15 protein-coding genes, 6 tRNA genes and 1 other RNA gene are annotated in these 18,420 nt (G+C 51.4%); 14 read left to right on the top strand and 8 right to left on the bottom strand.

The genetic code is table 11. From position 1 onward, the window contains the following. Positions 1 to 126: 126 nt before the first annotated feature. Positions 127 to 1,362, top strand: a complete 1,236-nt coding sequence (locus tag HV345_RS07565) for an ion channel protein (protein ID WP_181636448.1) — start codon at positions 127 to 129, stop codon at positions 1,360 to 1,362. Here HV345_RS07565 and HV345_RS07560 read toward each other — a convergent pair whose 3' ends face one another. Beyond that, positions 1,363 to 3,015, bottom strand: a complete 1,653-nt coding sequence (locus tag HV345_RS07560; RefSeq protein WP_181636447.1) for an alpha-keto acid decarboxylase family protein — start codon at positions 3,013 to 3,015, stop codon at positions 1,363 to 1,365. Between the two features lie 182 nt (positions 3,016 to 3,197). Here HV345_RS07560 and mgrA point away from each other — a divergent pair, with 182 nt between their 5' ends. The 5 genes from mgrA (at position 3,198) to HV345_RS07535 (ending at position 9,189) form a co-directional block, all read left to right on the top strand. After that, positions 3,198 to 4,196 (top strand): L-glyceraldehyde 3-phosphate reductase, encoded by a 999-nt coding sequence (gene mgrA, locus HV345_RS07555; RefSeq protein WP_181636446.1) that lies wholly within the window; start codon positions 3,198 to 3,200, stop codon positions 4,194 to 4,196. A gap of 128 nt (positions 4,197 to 4,324) precedes the next feature. Further along, complete coding sequence (ypeC, locus tag HV345_RS07550) at positions 4,325 to 4,654, top strand: DUF2502 domain-containing protein YpeC (RefSeq protein ID WP_016153906.1); 330 nt, start codon at positions 4,325 to 4,327, stop codon at positions 4,652 to 4,654. 402 nt (positions 4,655 to 5,056) lie between these two features. Then, complete coding sequence (locus tag HV345_RS07545; RefSeq protein ID WP_047499816.1) at positions 5,057 to 6,616, top strand: PTS transporter subunit EIIC; 1,560 nt, start codon at positions 5,057 to 5,059, stop codon at positions 6,614 to 6,616. 16 nt (positions 6,617 to 6,632) lie between these two features. Further along, complete coding sequence (locus HV345_RS07540) at positions 6,633 to 7,985, top strand: adenylosuccinate lyase family protein (protein WP_181636445.1); 1,353 nt, start codon at positions 6,633 to 6,635, stop codon at positions 7,983 to 7,985. Further along, the gene (locus HV345_RS07535; RefSeq protein ID WP_047358786.1) at positions 7,978 to 9,189 is read left to right on the top strand and encodes an N-acetylglucosamine-6-phosphate deacetylase; all 1,212 of its coding nucleotides are present in this window, start codon (positions 7,978 to 7,980) and stop codon (positions 9,187 to 9,189) included. Before HV345_RS07540 ends, HV345_RS07535 begins: the two co-directional genes overlap by 8 nt. Here HV345_RS07535 and HV345_RS07530 read toward each other — a convergent pair. Together HV345_RS07530 and HV345_RS07525 are read right to left on the bottom strand one after the other, a co-directional pair. Continuing rightward, positions 9,182 to 10,729, bottom strand: a complete 1,548-nt coding sequence (locus HV345_RS07530; protein ID WP_181636444.1) for a hypothetical protein — start codon at positions 10,727 to 10,729, stop codon at positions 9,182 to 9,184. The two genes, HV345_RS07535 and HV345_RS07530, sit on opposite strands and share 8 nt — an antisense overlap. An 83-nt stretch (positions 10,730 to 10,812) precedes the next feature. Further along, entirely contained in the window at positions 10,813 to 12,051 is a 1,239-nt protein-coding gene (locus HV345_RS07525; RefSeq protein WP_016153911.1) for an Nramp family divalent metal transporter, read from the bottom strand. A 344-nt stretch (positions 12,052 to 12,395) separates the two neighbouring features. On the opposite strand from HV345_RS07525, the gene nupC reads away from it, so the two are divergent. Further along, positions 12,396 to 13,598 carry a nucleoside permease NupC gene (gene nupC / locus HV345_RS07520; RefSeq protein ID WP_016157084.1) on the top strand — a complete coding sequence of 401 codons (1,203 nt, stop codon included), beginning with the start codon at positions 12,396 to 12,398 and terminating at the stop codon, positions 13,596 to 13,598. 153 nt (positions 13,599 to 13,751) lie between these two features. Here the strand turns inward: nupC and HV345_RS07515 are convergent. Beyond that, positions 13,752 to 13,827: transfer RNA gene (locus tag HV345_RS07515), tRNA-Ala, on the bottom strand. Between the two features lie 42 nt (positions 13,828 to 13,869). Beyond that, positions 13,870 to 13,945, bottom strand: a tRNA-Ala gene (locus HV345_RS07510). A 221-nt stretch (positions 13,946 to 14,166) separates the two neighbouring features. Here HV345_RS07510 and HV345_RS07505 point away from each other — a divergent pair. Continuing rightward, positions 14,167 to 14,529 carry a YfeC-like transcriptional regulator gene (locus tag HV345_RS07505; RefSeq protein ID WP_016153913.1) on the top strand — a complete coding sequence of 121 codons (363 nt, stop codon included), beginning with the start codon at positions 14,167 to 14,169 and terminating at the stop codon, positions 14,527 to 14,529. Position 14,530: 1 nt separating this feature from the next. Then, positions 14,531 to 14,923: a YfeC-like transcriptional regulator gene (locus HV345_RS07500; RefSeq protein ID WP_016153914.1), complete on the top strand. Its 393-nt coding sequence runs from the start codon at positions 14,531 to 14,533 to the stop codon at positions 14,921 to 14,923. 56 nt (positions 14,924 to 14,979) lie between these two features. Here the strand turns inward: HV345_RS07500 and gltX are convergent, their stop codons facing one another. Beyond that, on the bottom strand, positions 14,980 to 16,395 hold the full coding sequence (gltX, locus tag HV345_RS07495; RefSeq protein ID WP_005130009.1) for a glutamate--tRNA ligase: 1,416 nt from the start codon (positions 16,393 to 16,395) through the stop codon (positions 14,980 to 14,982). 258 nt (positions 16,396 to 16,653) lie between these two features. Here gltX and HV345_RS07490 point away from each other — a divergent pair. The 5 genes from HV345_RS07490 (at position 16,654) to HV345_RS07470 (ending at position 17,207) form a co-directional block, all read left to right on the top strand. Next, a tRNA-Val gene (locus HV345_RS07490) sits at positions 16,654 to 16,729 on the top strand. Between the two features lie 46 nt (positions 16,730 to 16,775). Then, a tRNA-Val gene (locus HV345_RS07485) sits at positions 16,776 to 16,851 on the top strand. 46 nt (positions 16,852 to 16,897) lie between these two features. Next, positions 16,898 to 16,973 (top strand) — tRNA-Val (locus tag HV345_RS07480). A gap of 4 nt (positions 16,974 to 16,977) precedes the next feature. Beyond that, positions 16,978 to 17,053: transfer RNA gene (locus HV345_RS07475), tRNA-Lys, on the top strand. A 29-nt stretch (positions 17,054 to 17,082) separates the two neighbouring features. After that, positions 17,083 to 17,207: non-coding RNA, RtT sRNA (locus HV345_RS07470), on the top strand. A gap of 95 nt (positions 17,208 to 17,302) precedes the next feature. On the opposite strand, the gene HV345_RS07465 is transcribed toward HV345_RS07470, so the two are convergent. Next, positions 17,303 to 18,187: a LysR family transcriptional regulator gene (locus HV345_RS07465; protein WP_094761085.1), complete on the bottom strand. Its 885-nt coding sequence runs from the start codon at positions 18,185 to 18,187 to the stop codon at positions 17,303 to 17,305. A gap of 51 nt (positions 18,188 to 18,238) precedes the next feature. Beyond that, on the bottom strand, positions 18,239 to 18,397 hold the full coding sequence (locus HV345_RS07460; RefSeq protein ID WP_181636443.1) for a XapX domain-containing protein: 159 nt from the start codon (positions 18,395 to 18,397) through the stop codon (positions 18,239 to 18,241). Positions 18,398 to 18,420 lie beyond the last annotated feature (23 nt).

Genomic DNA, 18,420 nt, shown 5'->3' with positions numbered 1-18,420 from the left:
AGGCTGATGCCCGTGGAAAATCGATCCAGATCACATAATTACTTTATCGTTTCAGCACCATTTGCAGCGATGCGGTTGCGCAGGCTGTGCAAACTATGTCTATGACTCTGTTTTAAGGAATAGAATATGCTTCATCCACGAGCCAGAACGATGCTCTTGCTATCAACTCCTGCGCTAATTATTGGTATTGCCTCCAGCTTGGTGTTGATTGTTGTGATGAAAGTGGCGTCCGTTTTACAGCAATTTTTGTGGGAACGCCTGCCCGTTAGCATCGGTATTGCCCAGGACTCTCCGCTGTGGATTATCGGCATGCTGACGCTCACGGGGATCATGGTCGGGTTAGTTATTCGCTACAGCCAGGGTCACGCGGGACCGGATCCTGCCTGTGAGCCGTTAATTGGAATGCCGGTCCCCACCTCAGCAATTCCGGGCTTGCTGGCAGCGCTCATCCTCGGCCTGGCGGGTGGCGTCAGTTTGGGTCCGGAACACCCGATCATGACCGTAAATATCGCACTGGCTGTGGCGCTCGGCAGCCGTATGTTTCCCCGCATTGCTAAGCTGGACTGGACCATCCTCGCCTCTGCCGGCACCATCGGCGCGCTATTTGGCACCCCCGTTGCCGCCGCGCTGGTCTTTTCACAAACGCTGAATAGCTCGGACAATGTTCCTTTGTGGGATCGCCTGTTTGCACCGTTAATGGCCGCCGCCGCAGGCTCGCTGACCACCAGTCTGTTTTTTCACCCCCATTTTTCACTGCCTATCGCGCACTACACGCAGATGCACGTGATCGATATCCTCAGCGGTGCGGTCGTTGCCGCCATCGCCATTGCCACCGGGATGGTGGCTGTCTGGTGTCTGCCACGTTTACACCATTTAATGCATCGATTGAAACACCCGGTCCTGATTCTTGGGGCTGGCGGCTTAATCCTCGGCATTTTAGGCGTTTTCGGCGGACCGCTTACCTTGTTTAAAGGACTGGACGAAATGCAGCAAATGGCATTTAGCCAGACGCTGGGAGCATCGGATTATTTCATGCTCGCCGTGATCAAATTGGCGGCATTAGTGGTTGCAGCTGCGAGTGGTTTTCGCGGCGGGCGAATTTTCCCGGCAGTATTCGTTGGGGTCGCGCTTGGCCTGATGCTGCACGCCCACGTTGAAGCGGTGCCAGCGGCCATTACCGTCTCCTGCGCGATTCTTGGACTGGTGCTGGTCGTCACCCGTGACGCCTGGCTGAGCCTGTTTATGGCAGCAGTGGTGGTGCCAGATTCCACCCTGCTGCCGCTGCTGTGCATCGTCATGCTGCCCGCCTGGCTGCTGCTGGCGGGCAAACCGATGATGGTCGCCGAGCGCACCGATAAGTAGTTAGCCTCCGTTACGCGTTTCCAGCGCACGGGTCACCGTGCGCAATAGCTCAGGAAGATCGGCTTTCGGTAGTACCACCTCAATTAACGACAATCGTTGCGGATGGGACAAACGGGCCAGCACTTCTTCCAGTTGTACCGCCTGCTCCACACGCCAGCACTCCGCCTGACATTCACGACGAAACGCCTGCGGCACCTGCGTCCAGTTCCAGGCGGCGATATCGTTATAGCGCTGATTTGCCCCATGTATAGCCCGCTCCACGGTATAGCCGTCATTATTTAGCAGCAAAATAACGGGAGATTGCCCGTCTCTGAGCATAGAGCCCAGTTCCTGAATGGTGAGCTGCGCCGCACCATCGCCAATAATCAGGATCACCCGGCGGTCCGGGCAGGCGGTTTGCGCGCCAAATGCAGCCGGGAGCGCGTAGCCGATAGACCCCCACAGTGGCTGAACCAGCACCTCCGCTCCACCGGGTAGCGTGAGCGCAGCCGCACCAAATGCAGCGGTCCCCTGGTCGACGAGGATAATGTCATTGGGCGCCAGATACTGCTGCACCGTATGCCAGAAATTTTCCTGCATCAGAGGTCCCTTCTCAACCTGAATACGTCTAACTGGCGGGCGTTCTGGCGGCAGTGAAAAGGACATCTCCAGACACAGCTCCCGCAAGGTGGTTACCGCCTGCTCCATCGGGACGTTAAACCAACGGTTTCCAATCCGTGAGGCATGTGGCTGCACCTCAATCGTGCGCTCCTGTGGTAGCTGTTGCGTAAACCCGGCGGTCAGAGTGTCAACAAATTGTGTGCCAACACACACTATCGTGTCGGCATCTTCTATCGCCTGACGTACATAGTCGCTGCTGGCTCCAGCACTGTAGGTGCCGACAAACGCCGGATGACGCTCATCGAATAGCCCTTTGCCCATCAACAACGTGGCGTGGGCCATCGGCGTTTCCGCCATCCAGCGTTGCAATACCGGCTGCAGGCCAAAGCGTTGCGCGAGAACGTCTGCCAGAAGCGCTACGCGCGGGCTGTCCAGTAACCGCTCGCGGGCATGGTAGCGAAACGCTTCTGCCACGCTGCTTTCTGGCTCGCTCAGAGGAACAATCAGGATGTCATTCGGAGGCGTGGTGCGCTGTTTTGCCACATCAGCAGGTAACATCAGATAGCCTGGTCTGCGTTCGATGAGCATTGTTCGCAGCACGCGGTCAATTTCATAACAGGCGTTTTGTTCATCCAGCACTGCGCTGGCCGTCGTCACCGCCTGCTGCATACGATAAAAATGCTGAAAATCACCGTCCCCAAGGGTGTGATGCATCAACTCCCCACGACGTTGGGCACCGCGACAGGGCGCGCCAACAATATGCAAAACAGGAACATATTCCGCATAGCTTCCCGCGATACCGTTAATCGCGCTTAACTCACCCACACCAAACGTGGTGAGCAGCGCCCCCACCCCGGATACCCGGGCATAGCCATCCGCAGCATAAGCCGCATTCAACTCGTTCGCACACCCGACCCAACGTACGCTGGGATGTTCAATCACGTGGTCAAGAAACTGCAAATTATAATCGCCAGGCACACCAAAGAGATGGCCAACACCACAGCCTGCCAGCCTGTCCAGCAGATAATCAGCAACGGAATACGGGGTTTGCATGACAGCTTTCCTTCTGACGGTAACCTCATGTTGAGTATCGAAGAACTGTGATGACTGTCCAGGAAAGTCGCTGTGAAGGGGGTGGAAAGCAAGATGTACAGTTTTCATCCCTAAATTTAATTGCAGCTGGCCTTGTGTAAACGTATACACTCAAAGTCACACCTTATCTGACAGGAGGCTATATGGCTTATCAGGCTGCTGAAAATCGTTATCAGACAATGGAGTACCGCCGCTGCGGTCAGAGCGGCCTCAAGCTCCCGATTGTATCACTGGGGTTGTGGCACAATTTTGGTGATACCACGCAGGTCGAGAACAGTCGGGCGCTGTTACAGCGTGCATTCGATCTGGGGATCACCCATTTTGATCTGGCGAATAACTATGGTCCACCGCCGGGTTCAGCGGAGCGAAATTTTGGTCGCATCCTGCAGGAAGATTTTTTACCGTGGCGAGATGAGCTGATCATCTCCACCAAAGCGGGTTACACCATGTGGGAAGGCCCTTACGGGGACTGGGGTTCACGCAAATACCTGATTGCCAGCCTCGATCAAAGCCTGAAGCGTCTGGGGCTGGAGTATGTCGATATCTTCTACCACCATCGCCCCGACCCTGAAACACCGCTCAGAGAAACCATGCGCGCACTGGATCATATCGTCCGTCAGGGCAAAGCGCTGTACGTAGGCCTCTCTAACTATCCGGCTGAACTTGCCAGGCAAGCGATTAAAATACTGGACGATTTAGGTACGCCATGCCTTATTCATCAGCCCAAATATTCTATGTTTGAGCGTTGGGTCGAAGAGAGCCTGCTGTCACTTTTACAGGAAAAAGGCGTCGGTAGTATCGCCTTCTCACCGCTGGCTGGCGGGCAGTTAACCGACCGCTATCTGAACGGTATTCCGGCGGATTCTCGCGCCGCAAGCACCAGCCGTTTTCTGAATCCGGACCAGATCACCCCACAAAAACTGGAAAAAGTTCGAGCGCTGAACGCACTGGCAGAGCGACGGGGACAAAAGCTGTCTCAGATGGCGCTCGCGTGGGTTCTTCGGGAAGACAAAGTTACGTCTGTGCTGATTGGCGCCAGTAAACCGGCGCAAATTGAAGATGCCGTCGGCATGCTGGCAAACCGTCACTTTACGCCTGAAGAGTGCGCGGAGATTGATGCCATTCTGAGTCGGTTGAAATAAAGACACATTTATTAACAAAAAGTGCTCTCACTTGCGATTTAAGAGTTGTGGCGATGAAACGGGGCTTTACTGCCCCGTAATATTACGTTAACAGGCCGGCTACGGCTCGATCGTGAAGGAGAGAAAACATGTTCAGGTCACTGATTCTGGCGGCAGTCTTAATGGCTTTTACACCGCTGGCCGCGAACGCTGGCGAAATCACCCTGCTGCCATCAATAAAATTGCAAATTGGCGATCGCGATAATTACGGTAACTACTGGGATGGCGGCCGCTGGCGCGACCGGGATTACTGGCACCATAACTATGAGTGGCGCAAAAATCGCTGGTGGCGTCATGACAACGGCTACCATCGTGGCTGGGATAAACGCAAAGCTTATGAACGCGGCTATCGAGAAGGCTGGAATGACCGTGACGACCATCGCGGTCGTGGGCGCGGCGGTCACGGGCATCGTCATTAAGAAAAGGAACCTGTGGTAACAGAGAATTTTTAACAATGGCAAAGGGTTCCGTTCACCGTATGTTCATTATATCTCTGAACCCCTCATTCCCGTAACGGGCAAGGGAGGCTCACCGTCTCCCTTGCCACCCAGGCTTCCGGCAGGAAAAATCGTCACTTCGTGATCCATTCGCCTTATGTCGTCTTCCTTCGGATCGCTTCAGTACGCTGACTTTCAGGTCAATCCGTTTCGCTTTAATAAAAAATACCTTTGCAGCTAATCAATCCTTAAGTGACCAGCATTAACCTGCAGGCTGCTTTTTTATGGTCAAATCCTGCGCTTTTTATTTTTCACTATTTGCCCTTGAGCAAAAATCTCCTGAACGTATCTTATCCTCAAGAGAATTCACGTCAGGATTAACTTATGAATGCTAATTTTAAGAATGAAATTCAGACATTCGGTCGATCGCTATTATTACCGATCGCCGTACTGGCGCCTGTGGGGATGGTCATGGGAATTAGCGCTGCGTTAGGGCAGAGCTATATGATTGATAAACTCCCCTTTCTGGGCAATGAAATTTTCAGAGCAATTCTCTCTTCTCTGGGATTAATCAGCAGCGTCGTTTTTAATAATATTCCTTTACTGTTCGCGATGGGTGTCGCCTACGGTATGTCTAAAAAAGAAAAAGGGATTGCTGTATTTGCGTCCGTCGTGTCTTACCTGACTCTGCTTATCGCTATGCATGTGCATCTTAAGCTGGCGGGTACGCTGGCGAAAGAGGATATGGCTTTCGTCGGACAGGGAATGGTATTAGGTATTCAGACGCTGAAAATCGAAGCGCTGGGCGGCATTATTGCCGGGCTGCTGGCAGCTAAAATAACCGACCGTTTTTACCGGCTGCAATTACCTCTCGCTTTCGCCTTTTTCAGCGGTAAAAAATCCGTCGCGATCTTAGCCATTGCTTTTTCCATTCCCGTCGGCTTGATCATTCCTTTTATCTGGGATCTGTTTACCGCGGGTATGCGCGCCATATCAACAATAATGATGGCACCCAACATTGGTGCAGGTATCTATATGACGCTCAATCGCCTGCTGATCCCGTTTGGCCTGCACCACGTCCTCAGTTCCACCGTGCGTTTCACCGCAGCAGGCGGTACGTACCTGATTGACGGGCAGACCTATGTCGGTATTTTGCCCGCTATCAATAAAATCCTGTTTGAGCTTGGTCCCACCCATCCGGCCTGGAAAGAGTATATGCCGACGCTCACCAGCTATCTTGCCTCATCACAAATGCTCACGACGCTGTTCCGCGTTCCGGCGATTGGTCTGGCGATGTACCACATGGCCTATTTCAAGAATAAGAAATTTGCCAAAGGGATGATCCTGACCGTGGTGCTGACCGCCATGCTGGGGAATATTACCGAACCGCTGGAGTTCTCCTTCCTGTTTATCGCGCCAAAACTCTTTATTGTCTATGCAGTACTCTGTGGCTTATTGACCATTCCACTGCAATTACTGGAAGTCTCCATCGGCTATATTCGCGGCACCATTTTTGATTTTGGTATTTTCGGTTTGATGTATGAACACACCCAATGGATTAATTTAATTATCCTCGGCGTGATTAACTTTGTTGTCTTTTATTTCGTCTTCCGCTTTGCGATCGGTAAATTTGATATTAAGACCCCAGGCCGCGAGAGTGAAATCGCTGACAGCACCTTACTGAACAATAAAGAGTACGACAAAGTCGCCGAACTGGTGATTCAGGGGCTGGGCGGGACAGACAATATCAAGCGCGTTGAAAACTGCGTTTCACGGTTACGTATTGATTTGAAAGATCAGAAAAAAATGGACATGGCCATTCTTAAAGAATCTGGCTCGCTGGGAACCTTTATCCCCTCCAGCAACCATGTTCATGTGGTATTCGGCCCACACGTAGAATTTGTCCGTAACGCGGTAGACGACCGCCTCGTCGGTGCGAAATAAATTCAAGGAGATAGTAATGCGTGCACTGTATGATTCAAAAAGCAAAACGATCGACGATCGAGGAATGAAATCTCTGCTCGCGCAGCCAGCGCGGGTACAGTCATGGCTCGATGTTGAAGCCGCCCTGGCTCAGGCTCAGGCCGGACACGGCATGATCCCCGCCAGCGCCGCAGTCAATATTACCGCTAACTGCCACGTGGATAAGATTGACCTGACGGAAATGGAACGCCTGCTGCGCGAGATTGGTCACGGCTTCGTTCCGGTCATCAAAGTGCTGGTCAAAGCCTGTGACAGTGAAAGCGGAAAATACGTGCATTACGGCGTCACCACGCAGAATATTCAGCAAACAGCACAGCTTTATCTGGCAAAGCAGTTCGATACCATCATGCAGGGTTTTGTGGACGATATTCTGCGTAACCTGGCAAAGATGGCATCTGACCATAAAGCAACGATTATGGCCGGACGTACCCACGGTAAGCACGCGCTGCCCATCACCTGGGGCTATAAAGCCGCCGTGTGGATTGATGAGTTACTTAGCGCCCAGCAGCGCATGCGGGAAGCGGAAAAACGCGTCTTTACCGTGATGATGGGGGGAGCCGTGGGCGCCTTCCACGCGACCGGTGAAACCGGCCGCCGGGTTCAGGATAGCGTTGCCCAAAAGCTGGGAATGCATTCAATGGCGATTCCCTCCCGCAACTCGCGCATTTACCGCACTGAATACATCAGTAATTTGTGCCTGCTGGCGACGACGTTACACAAAATAGCCGAAGAGGTTTATCAGACCTCAAGCGAAGAGTTTGCCGAAGTTTCAGAAGCCTTTACTAAAGGCACCGTTGGCAGCAGCACCATGCCGCAAAAAGTGAATCCTAAACTGGCGAAGGGGATCATCGCCAACGCGCAGAAATTGTACTCAGTAATGACCTCCTGCCTGTATGTCAGCCCACGTCCCTTCGAAGCAGACAGCTCCGCTTACTTTATCTTTGACGGTAATATTCAGGAGAGTATGGAGTTAATGGCTGAGATTGTGATGCGAGCCGAAGAGTTGACGCGGACGCTGGTCATCAATCCTGGTCGTATGCGCCAGAATGTGCAGTTAACGCATGGTCTTATTAATAGCGAAAAAATCATGATGCAGCTGGTGGAAAGGCTGGGCAAAGATGCCGCACATGAACGCGTCTACCAACTGGCAATGCGCAGCACGCATGAAGGCATCCCCTACGCTGATGTGCTGCGTGATGACCCTCTTATTCGCCAGCACTTTAGCGACTCAGAAATTAATACGCTGCTGGATCCTGCTCACTACATCGGCCTTTGCGCAGAAATCGCCGAGGAAACGGCCGATCGCGTATGGGAGAAAGACAATGGCTGATCCCCTGCTTTCTCTGGCAAGTGAACGCATTGTCACCCCGAATGGAATCGAAAGCGGCTATCTGCATATTGAAAGCGGACGTATTTCTGGCCTCGACAGTACGCCACGCGGAAAAATCGTCGATTATCGCCATGCCATGCTGATGCCCGGTTTTGTGGATATTCACGTTCACGGCTGGGGGAGAGGGTCGTTTGCCTGGAGAGGTGAACGCCGTTCTTTGCAGGCGATGAGCCGGGATCTGGTTAACGCCGGGGTTACCGCGTGGCTTGCAACATCAGCCACCCAGCCGGAAACGTTCTTGCTGGAGAGTCTTTCCACCGCCGCGGACTGGATTGCAGACGCAAAAGCGGAAGATGGTGCCGAAGCGGTGGGTATTCATATGGAAGGCCCCTTTATTAACCCTGCATACAGCGGAATGCAGAGCAAGGACGCGATTCAACCACCCGGTATCGAAGGATTCAAACGCTATCAGCACGCCGCGAGGGGAAATATCCGTCTGATGACGCTCGCACCTGAACTGCCGGGCGCCCTGGCGCTAATCCGCTATTTACGCCAGTCAGGCGTCACCGTGTCAGCCGGTCATACCGACGCCACCTTTGATGAAACCACTCTCGCTATTGAAGCCGGTTTAACCCATTTTACCCATGCATTTAGCGCCATGCGCGGGCTGCATCACCGGGAGCCTGGCGTGGTGGGGGCGCTGATGTACCATCAGAATACGTATGCCGAGGTGGCAAAGCAGAGCGGGATTACGTTGCGACCAGAAGTGTTCGACATTCTCTATCGGTTGAAAAAAGATCGCCGGTTGGTCATGGTCAGCGATTGTCTGGGATATGTGGATTTTCCCGAAGGATCAGAATTCCACCATTACCTGCGCCAGGAGACGTTTCGCATTCACAATCATTGTCTTGAAATCACCGACCACAGCGGAAAGACCCGAACGGTTTCACCCACGGAATGGTCCGAAGTGTGCAAACTGGAGATGAGCTTTCTGGACTCCGTGAAAAATGTGGTCGACAGGCTGGAAAAAGGCTGGGTTTCAGCCGCGCAGATTGCCTGCCTTAATCCGGCTATCCTGGCGGGTGTTGATGCGAGAAAAGGCAGCCTGACGTCAGGAAAAGATGCCGATATTCTCGTGTTGGGTGCAGAGTTAAACCTGGAAGCCGTCTGGTGTCGCGGCGTTTCGCAACCTCTGGCTAAATAAAAATATCACTGTAATGCGTATCAAGAAAAATTTTTAACGCCTCCTGGCTCATTCCCTGAACCTGCTGAATAAAGTCCTCAGCAGGTATTTTTTTGCGCGCGGAGGGAAGTCCATTTTCGCGTAATAACAGGAGATCGTCCTGCGTGAGCCAGAAATTCACTTTGACATAATCCAGCCCGGCGTAGCGGAGATGACTCGATATCTTGTTTGTAAAGGTAATCAGCAGGTCGAATTCGAGCTGCTGAAGCCGCGCAATCTCATTGATGTTGATGCAGGCGGGGATTTCAATATGGAAGCGGGAGAAAAGCATCTCTTTAAAATAGCCGACCTTACTCTCTGACGAGTTCGTCACAATAATGACCCGCTTTTTCTTATCGCCAACAACCCGATTTTTGAGCGCATACTTTTTGATAATCAGCACCAGGGTTGCCAGGTGAATAGCAGAAAAGGTCGTTTGCCAGTGATGTTCAATCTCCTTCACCGCATACTGGACATGATCCCATAGCTCAGGATAGCGTCGCTGGACATCATGGAGCTTTTTATCATCGAACCAGAGATGAAATTTATTCTGGATGATGGCGGCAAAGATAAAATTATAAATCTCCGCAAACCAGGCGTGCTGATTGTGAATGGTGTTCTCCAGACATCCGGCTAAAGCGTGACAGGTGCGCTTAACGTAAGAGACCAGCCGGGCGTCGTATAATGTGAAGGGGCGATGAGTAAACGTCAGTGAAGCAATCAGCAGATCCAGACAGATATTTTCATCCGCATCAGGCAATACGCCATAAGGAAAGGTTGTCAAAAACTCAGCCGCCGAACTCTCCGTAATTCTGTATCCCCTGCGGATACGGTGCAGGGCAAGGCTAAGATAGACCAGTAAGTATTTTCTGCCGTTATATCCCAGGGCGATGACCGGACTGATTTTATCTTCGTAATAGTCTGCCGCCTGGTTTATCTCTGCAGCACACTCATGAAGAAACTGTTCGGCAATTGAACGGCCTGTCGGCTCATTGGCCTGGTGGGCGATAAGTCGGTGATCCTCACCAATTTCGACCGTTTTTAGTATCGTCATGCACGCCGCCAGCCGCAGCTGGAACTCATCCCCCGCAAGCCGGGAGCCCTTACGCGGGATACTTTGCACAATCAGATCGCGTTCCTGCACCAGGCTCATCATGACGGGATTATCATTTTTTACCGTTCCCGCACTGACATAAAATTTTTTGTAATAATCATTTTTATTCACGACATCGTGCAAACAGAGCGCCACAAAGAGATCCTTCACCCTCTCTTCTGCCGTAGTGATATAGCGATTAAACTGGACGCGCGCTAAAAACTGTCGGTATTCGCTGTAGCCAATCCGGGTGGTAATAAACTGATTATCCTGATGTAGCTGGACATTTTCTGGCAGAAGTTCATTGAGCTCTTTCATTGTCCGTTTTAGCGTGGAGAGCGTTTTACCGAAACGCTCGACGGCCTCTTCAACGGGGAGCGGACTGTTGTCCTGGAGATATTTCAGGAAAGAGAGATCAAAATGATTCATGAACGCCTGCCAGTTAATTATGCAGGGCACATCATAGAGGAAAAGCTCAATTAAAACCGTGACCCGTCGCGAGTCACGGTTGATTATAGCCCCATCGCCGTGCCTGCCAGTAGCCAGAGATTGAGCGCCACGACCAGTATCACAATGACCCAGCCAATCTGTTTAACGCAACGACGATTGACCAGATCCCCCATCAGCTTACTGTCGCTGGTGAAGATCAGCAGCGGCACCAGCGCCAGCGCGATACCAAAACTGAGCAACACCTGACTCATCACCAGAATACGGGTCGGATCCAATCCCATCAGAATCACAATAAATGATGGCATCATGGTGACGGTACGGCGTACCCATAGCGGAATGTGAAAACGGATAAACCCTTGCATCACCACCTGCCCCGCCAGCGTACCGACCACGGTAGAAGAGAGTCCCGCAGCCACCAGGCTTAAACCAAACACCGTCGCTGCAGCGTGACTCAACAACGGTTCAAGGGTCAGATACGCCTGATCGAGATCGGCAATACCGGTATGCCCGCTAAAATGAAATGCAGCGGCAGCCGTCGCCATCATCGCCAGATTGACAAATCCGGCAATCGTCATGGCGATAGCCACATCCCATTTAGTGGCCGCATAGCGCTGTTGGCGTGTTCCGCCGTGCAAATGCTGAGTTAAGGAAGAGTGCAGATAAATGACGTGCGGCATGATAGTCGCCCCGAGCACCCCAGCGGCCAGGAACACCGCTTCGGAATTAGGCAGGCTTGGGATCACCATTCCCTTACTAAGCTGCGCGAAGTTCGGTTGGGAAAAAACCAGCTCCACAATGTAAGCCGCGGCCACAAACAGCAGCAGGCCGCCAATCACCTTTTCCAGCGGTTTTTGACCGCGACGCTGCAGCATCAGAATTAAGAACGTCGCGATACCGGTGAGTACGGCCCCTTGCAATAAGGAGACGCCGAGGATCAGTTTGAAGCCAATCGCAGCGCCAATAAACTCAGCAAGGTCTGTTGCCATAGCGATAATTTCTGCCTGCACCCAGTAGAACCACACCACCGGGCGAGGATAATGATCGCGAATTTGCTCCGCCAGGTTTTTACCCGTAGCAATGCCGAGTTTTGCCGACAGCACCTGAATCAGCATCGCCATCAGGTTTGCCCAGACCACCACCCACAGCAATTGATAACCAAAGCTGGCCCCTGCCTGGATATTGGTGGCGAAGTTACCCGGATCGATATAGCCGATCGCCGCAATGAACGCAGGTCCCATTAATGCGAGCTTCAACTTGCGCGCTGCCCGCCCACTGCTACTCTCAACGCGATCGTTAGTCATTTTAGTGCCTCAGAAACATAGCCTTTGCTATGTTTCAAGCTACGCCTACTGAGAATGATTATCAAATTCATTTTAATGGGTGACGTTGATTTTTCTGATAGCGTTTGTCTATGGATCGATAAGGATTCTGGAAATACCGGCGAGATGTTTAATTATTGTTATGAGAATAGCACAATGACATAACTTTTCACTTCCATACTAAACATAACGGAAGTGTATCACCGATCACTAATTTTGAATCTCGTCACAGGTCCTTATTATAGTGTGTGTTTGATCTCGTTTTCTTTATGGTTGTTACATAGAATGTGCACGAAAACTAAACCTGCCTCATATTTGGAGCAAATATGGACCGCGTTCTTCATTTTGTCCTGGCCCTTGCCGTGGTTGCGGTACTCGCACTGCTGGTAAGCAGTGACCGTAAAAAAATCCGCATTCGTTATGTTGTTCAATTGCTTGTTATCGAAGTGTTACTGGCATGGTTCTTCCTGAACTCTGATGTCGGTCTGGGCTTCGTGAGAGGCTTCTCCGAGATGTTTGAGAAACTGCTCGGGTTTGCTAATGAAGGGACAAACTTTGTCTTTGGTAGCATGAACGATAAAGGCCTGGCATTCTTCTTCCTGAAAGTGCTTTGCCCGATCGTCTTCATCTCCGCCCTGATCGGTATTTTGCAGCATATCCGCGTACTGCCGGTAATCATCCGCGCGATTGGTTTCCTGTTATCCAAAGTAAACGGTATGGGCAAACTGGAATCCTTCAACGCCGTCAGCTCTCTGATCCTGGGTCAGTCTGAGAACTTTATCGCCTATAAAGATATTCTCGGCAAAATGTCTCGCAACCGTATGTACACCATGGCAGCAACGGCGATGTCGACCGTTTCCATGTCTATCGTCGGCGCGTACATGACCATGCTGGAACCGAAGTACGTGGTTGCGGCGCTGGTTCTGAACATGTTCAGCACCTTTATCGTGCTGTCGCTGATCAACCCTTACCGCGTTGATGCCAGCGAAGAAAATATCCAGATGTCTAACCTGCACGAAGGCCAGAGTTTCTTCGAAATGCTGGGTGAATACATTCTGGCTGGTTTCAAAGTGGCAATTATCGTTGCGGCGATGCTGATTGGTTTCATCGCACTGATCGCTGCCCTGAACGCCCTGTTCGCCACCGTGACCGGTTGGTTTGGCTACAGCATCTCTTTCCAGGGCATCCTGGGTTACATCTTCTACCCGGTTGCATGGGTAATGGGTGTGCCGTCCAGCGAAGCGCTGCAGGTGGGCAGTATCATGGCAACTAAACTGGTTTCCAACGAATTCGTTGCGATGATGGATCTGCAGAAAATCGCCGCTACGCTCTCCCCGCGCGCAGAAGGCATCCTGTCCGTGTTCCTGGTTTCCTTCGCTAACTTCTCTTCCATCGGTATTATCGCCGGTGCGATTAAAGGCCTGAACGAAGAGCAAGGTAACGTGGTTTCTCGCTTTGGTCTGAAGCTGGTGTACGGCTCTACGCTGGTGAGCGTACTGTCTGCATCTATCGCCGCACTGGTGCTGTAAGCGTAAGACAACGTCGCAGTAATAAGACCGGGGAGATTCATATTCTCCCCGGTTTTTTTATGCCTGCGATTCAGCAAACCAAAGAGATAAAGAGTAAGAACTGGCAGGATGCAGAAACAAAAAACCCCCGCTTTTCAGCGAGGGTTTAAATTTTGGTGGAGCTAAGCGGGATCGAACCGCTGACCTCTTGCATGCCATGCAAGCGCTCTCCCAGCTGAGCTATAGCCCCACGATGCTTTTACGTACGTACCAAATTCATTGGGATTAAATTTGGTGGAGCTAAGCGGGATCGAACCGCTGACCTCTTGCATGCCATGCAAGCGCTCTCCCAGCTGAGCTATAGCCCCATTACGTAAAGCTTGTCGAGTTGACGGGCGGCATCATATGAATTCCCTTCGCGTGTGTCAACGGCAAAATTAACTCATAGAATTCAATCGCTGAAAAAGCAGTCAAATGAAGAACATTGCGTAACAACTCGCATTCAGTAGTTAAACGCGTCACGGTTTCTACTAAAATGGTGCTATAAAATGAACCACTAATTAACCCCACGACTATTCAGGGAATCGTTATGTTCAAGGAACGGATGACGCCAGAAGAACTTGCTAATCTGACCGGATACAGCCGACAGACCATCAATAAATGGGTACGCAAAGAAGGTTGGGCGACATCACCAAAACCAGGCGTTCAGGGCGGTAAAGCCCGGCTGGTTCACGTCACCGAACAAGTTCGTGAATACATTCGCAGCGCTGAGCGTTCAGCCGAAGGTTTATCAGATAACTTATCGTTATCCGGCGATACCTCTGTTGAAGCGCTGCTGATTAGGCTCGCTAAAGAAATGACGCCGACAGAACAGAAAATGTTTACCTCACTGATCCTGCGTGAAGGCATTACGGGTTTATTACAGCGTTTAGGGATCCGCGAAAACAAATAATATGAAAAAATTACGCAGCAAAATGACGACCGAAGAGCTGGCGGAATGTCTCGGGGTTGCCAAACAAACCGTCAATCGTTGGATCAGAGAACAAAACTGGACTACCGAAAAGTTTCCCGGCGTTAAAGGTGGTCGTGCAAGACTGATTCATATTGACTCCAGCGTCCGCGCGTTTCTGCTCAATATTCCCGCTTTTCGCAAAGTCCCTGAAGTTTATCAGGCTGAAGAACCGCTGGCAGAATACACCCATGTAGTACGCAGCCACGCGTGTCGCCAGATAATTAGCGCACTGGACAACATGTCCCCAACGGAACAAGAAAAGCTGGCGATGTATATTTCGCGCGAAGGTATTCGCACTTTTCTTACTCGTTTGGGTATTGATGAGTCTGAATAACAGGCAAAAAAAACGGCAGGATACGCTCCTGCCGTTATTTCATCGGTCAATCGGTCTTATTGCTGGCTTTCACGCTCGGCAATAAACGCCAGCGCTTTATTAATACGCTCAATGCTGCGGGATTTACCAATCGCATGCACCGTAACGTCTAACGCCGGGGACTGACCCGCGCCGGTAACGGCTACGCGCAGCGGCATTCCGACTTTACCCATGCCAACTTCCAGCTCATCAGCCGTTGCCTGAATCGCATGGTGCACGTTTTCTGCCGTCCACTCGCTAATCGCAGCCAGCTTGTCACGAACCACTTCCAGCGGCTGACGCGCAACCGGACGCAGGTGTTTCTTCGCTGCATCAGCGTCGAACTCGGCAAAGTCTTCGTAGAAGTAGCGGCAGCTCTGCGCCATCTCTTTCAGCGTTTTGCAGCGCTCACCGAGCAGTTTAACCAGCTCTGACAGCTGCGGGCCTACGCGGGTATCGATATTTTCCTGCTCAATGTGCCATTGCAGATGGGTTGCTACATATTCCGGCGCCAGCGCATTAATATAGTGATGGTTCAGCCACTGCAGTTTTTCAGTGTTAAACGCACTCGCAGACTTGCTCACCGCACCGAGGGAGAACAGTTTGATCATCTCTTCACGGGTGAAAATTTCCTGATCGCCACTGGACCAGCCCAGACGCACCAGATAGTTCAGCAGCGCTTCCGGCAGGTAACCGTCGTCGCGGTATTGCATAACGCTGACCGCACCGTGACGTTTGGAGAGTTTTTTACCATCGTCACCGTTGATCATTGATACGTGTGCGTAAACTGGCACCGGCGCGTTCAGCGCTTTCAGGATATTGATCTGACGCGGAGTGTTGTTGATATGGTCTTCACCACGAATAACGTGGGTGATTTCCATATCCCAGTCGTCGACAACAACGCAGAAGTTGTAGGTCGGGGAACCGTCGGTACGGCGAATGATCAAATCATCCAGCTCCTGGTTGCTGAATTCGATCGGCCCACGGATCTGGTCGTCAAAAATAACGGAACCGTCCTGCGGGTTGGCAAAACGTACCACGCAAGGTTCATCAGCGGCATGATGCTCGTGGCCGTGGCGGCAGCGGCCGTCGTAACGCGGCTTCTCACCGTTCGCCATCTGCTCTTCTCGCAGCGCGTCCAGACGCTCTTTAGAGCAGTAGCATTTATATGCAGTGCCTGCTTCCAGCATTTCATCAATCACCGCGTTGTAGCGATCAAAACGTTTGGTCTGGAAGTACGGGCCTTCATCCCATTCCAGATTCAGCCAGTTCATGCCATCCATAATGGCTTCAATAGCTTCCGGAGTGGAGCGTTCGAGATCGGTGTCTTCAATACGCAGCACAAACTCACCGCCATGGTTGCGTGCAAAAAGCCAGGAATAAAGAGCAGTACGCGCACCGCCGACGTGCAGGTAGCCTGTCGGGCTTGGCGCGAAGCGAGTTTTGATTTTCATGAAATGGCCTTACGTTTATAAAGATGCCGACAACCGGCAAATCCAGGGAAGATTATCAGGCTCGTATTCTATCACCGTGGTCTGATTCCTCAATGTTGTTCAGGTTGGAACATTACGCTTTGCTATTTTCGTATACAAATCATGCCGCGCGGACTGTTTTGCGATCGTTTTGTTTAAATTTACGACGAACGAACAATTTCTTTAGAAAATGCGTTGACTCATTTTCAACTCTCCCTATAATGCGACTCCACACAGCGGGGGTGATTAGCTCAGCTGGGAGAGCACCTCCCTTACAAGGAGGGGGTCGGCGGTTCGAACCCGTCATCACCCACCAACTACTTTATGTAGTCTCCGCCGTGTAAAACAAGAAATTGAGAAGTGGGTGATTAGCTCAGCTGGGAGAGCACCTCCCTTACAAGGAGGGGGTCGGCGGTTCGATCCCGTCATCACCCACCACTTTCTCGCCAGCTGGATTTCTTGTTAAAATGTGAAGTACCGAAGTGGGTGATTAGCTCAGCTGGGAGAGCACCTCCCTTACAAGGAGGGGGTCGGCGGTTCGATCCCGTCATCACCCACCACTTCGGGTCGTTAGCTCAGTTGGTAGAGCAGTTGACTTTTAATCAATTGGTCGCAGGTTCGAATCCTGCACGACCCACCAATGTAAAAAGGTGCCCTAAAGGCGCCTTTTTGCTATCTGCAATTTATAAGATTCGAACCTGCAGCAGGTCGAGTCGAACGCAGCGAGACAACGGAGCCGTTTACGGCGACGGCCCGAAGGGCGAGCGAAGCGAGTCATCCTGCACGACCCACCAATGTAAAAAGGCGCCCTAAAGGCGCCTTTTTGCTATCTGCGATTCACAAGCTCAGAACCAGCTTTCCTGATGCGCTGCACATCCTGCAATGCTTATTACCCCACCAACGCATCAATCAGCTTCGTTAACGCTGGCGTGGCCTGTTGTTGGTCATAGACAATATACAAATCCGCCGGAATCCGTTCCTCTAACGGCCGGAACACCACGCCGGGCCAGTTCATTTGCGCATAACCATCAGCCATCAACGTTATCCCGATTCCCATACTGATCATCGCCAGTACTGTCTGGGGCTCAACAACTTCACGAATTATCATTGGCGAGAAGCCCGCCTGCTGGCATACACGTTGTAAAAAGCCCCAATCGGAATGTACGGAAGGAAGCGTGACAAAATATTCGTTGCGCAGCGCCGCCAGCGAAATAGCATCCCTTGAAGCCAGTACGTGATCTTCCGGTACTGCAACCATAAATGAAGATTCATGGAGACGTAGGCTGGTAAAACCAACGGCTGGTTCAATAGCCATGCGCCAGATCCCTGCATCAAGCTCCCGACGCTCTAACAGCGCCATTTGCATGCCTGGTGATTTTTCGCGAAACAGTACCTCAACATTGGGGTTTGCTTTCAAAAAGTGGTGCATTGCAGGACGCATTCTTCCCCACAGCGCCGTCCCCACCACACCCAGCTCAATACGCCCCGCTTCGCCGCGACCAATCTGCTCCACTCTCGCCATAGCCTGATTTGCACTGGCTAACAAACGACGCGACTCCTCCATCAGAATTTTTCCTGCATGGGTTAACGCAACGCTGCGGGAATGGCGAATAAACAACAAGGTGCCAAGTTGCTGTTCAAGTTCTTTGATATGAATACTCAAGGGAGGTTGTGACATATTTAACCGGGCAGCAGCCCGGCCAAAATGCAATTCTTCTGCAACAGCGAGAAAATAACGCAATAACTTCAGATCGATTCGGTGGGCTCGTTCCATCTCTGCTGCACTCCAGGAATAAGGGATAACGTCTGGAATCTACCACATTGCTTAGTAAAAAATAGATTTAACGACAAGATACCCAATATACATAAAAACAATAGATAAAACCCCGGGCAAAACATTTGGTGCAGGAATAGGTATTCGGCATAAAGTAAATAATGCGGCAATGCCAAACCCAATGCCTGAGGAAAGAATGATCTCTTTCACGTGGAATCCTTGTTTTGAAATGA

Source organism: Citrobacter sp. RHBSTW-00986 (genome assembly GCF_013783065.1).
Lineage (GTDB): Bacteria > Pseudomonadota > Gammaproteobacteria > Enterobacterales > Enterobacteriaceae > Citrobacter > Citrobacter braakii.
The sequence above is the reverse complement of the archived record's forward strand: the minus strand, read 5'-3'. Positions and strand labels throughout refer to the sequence as shown.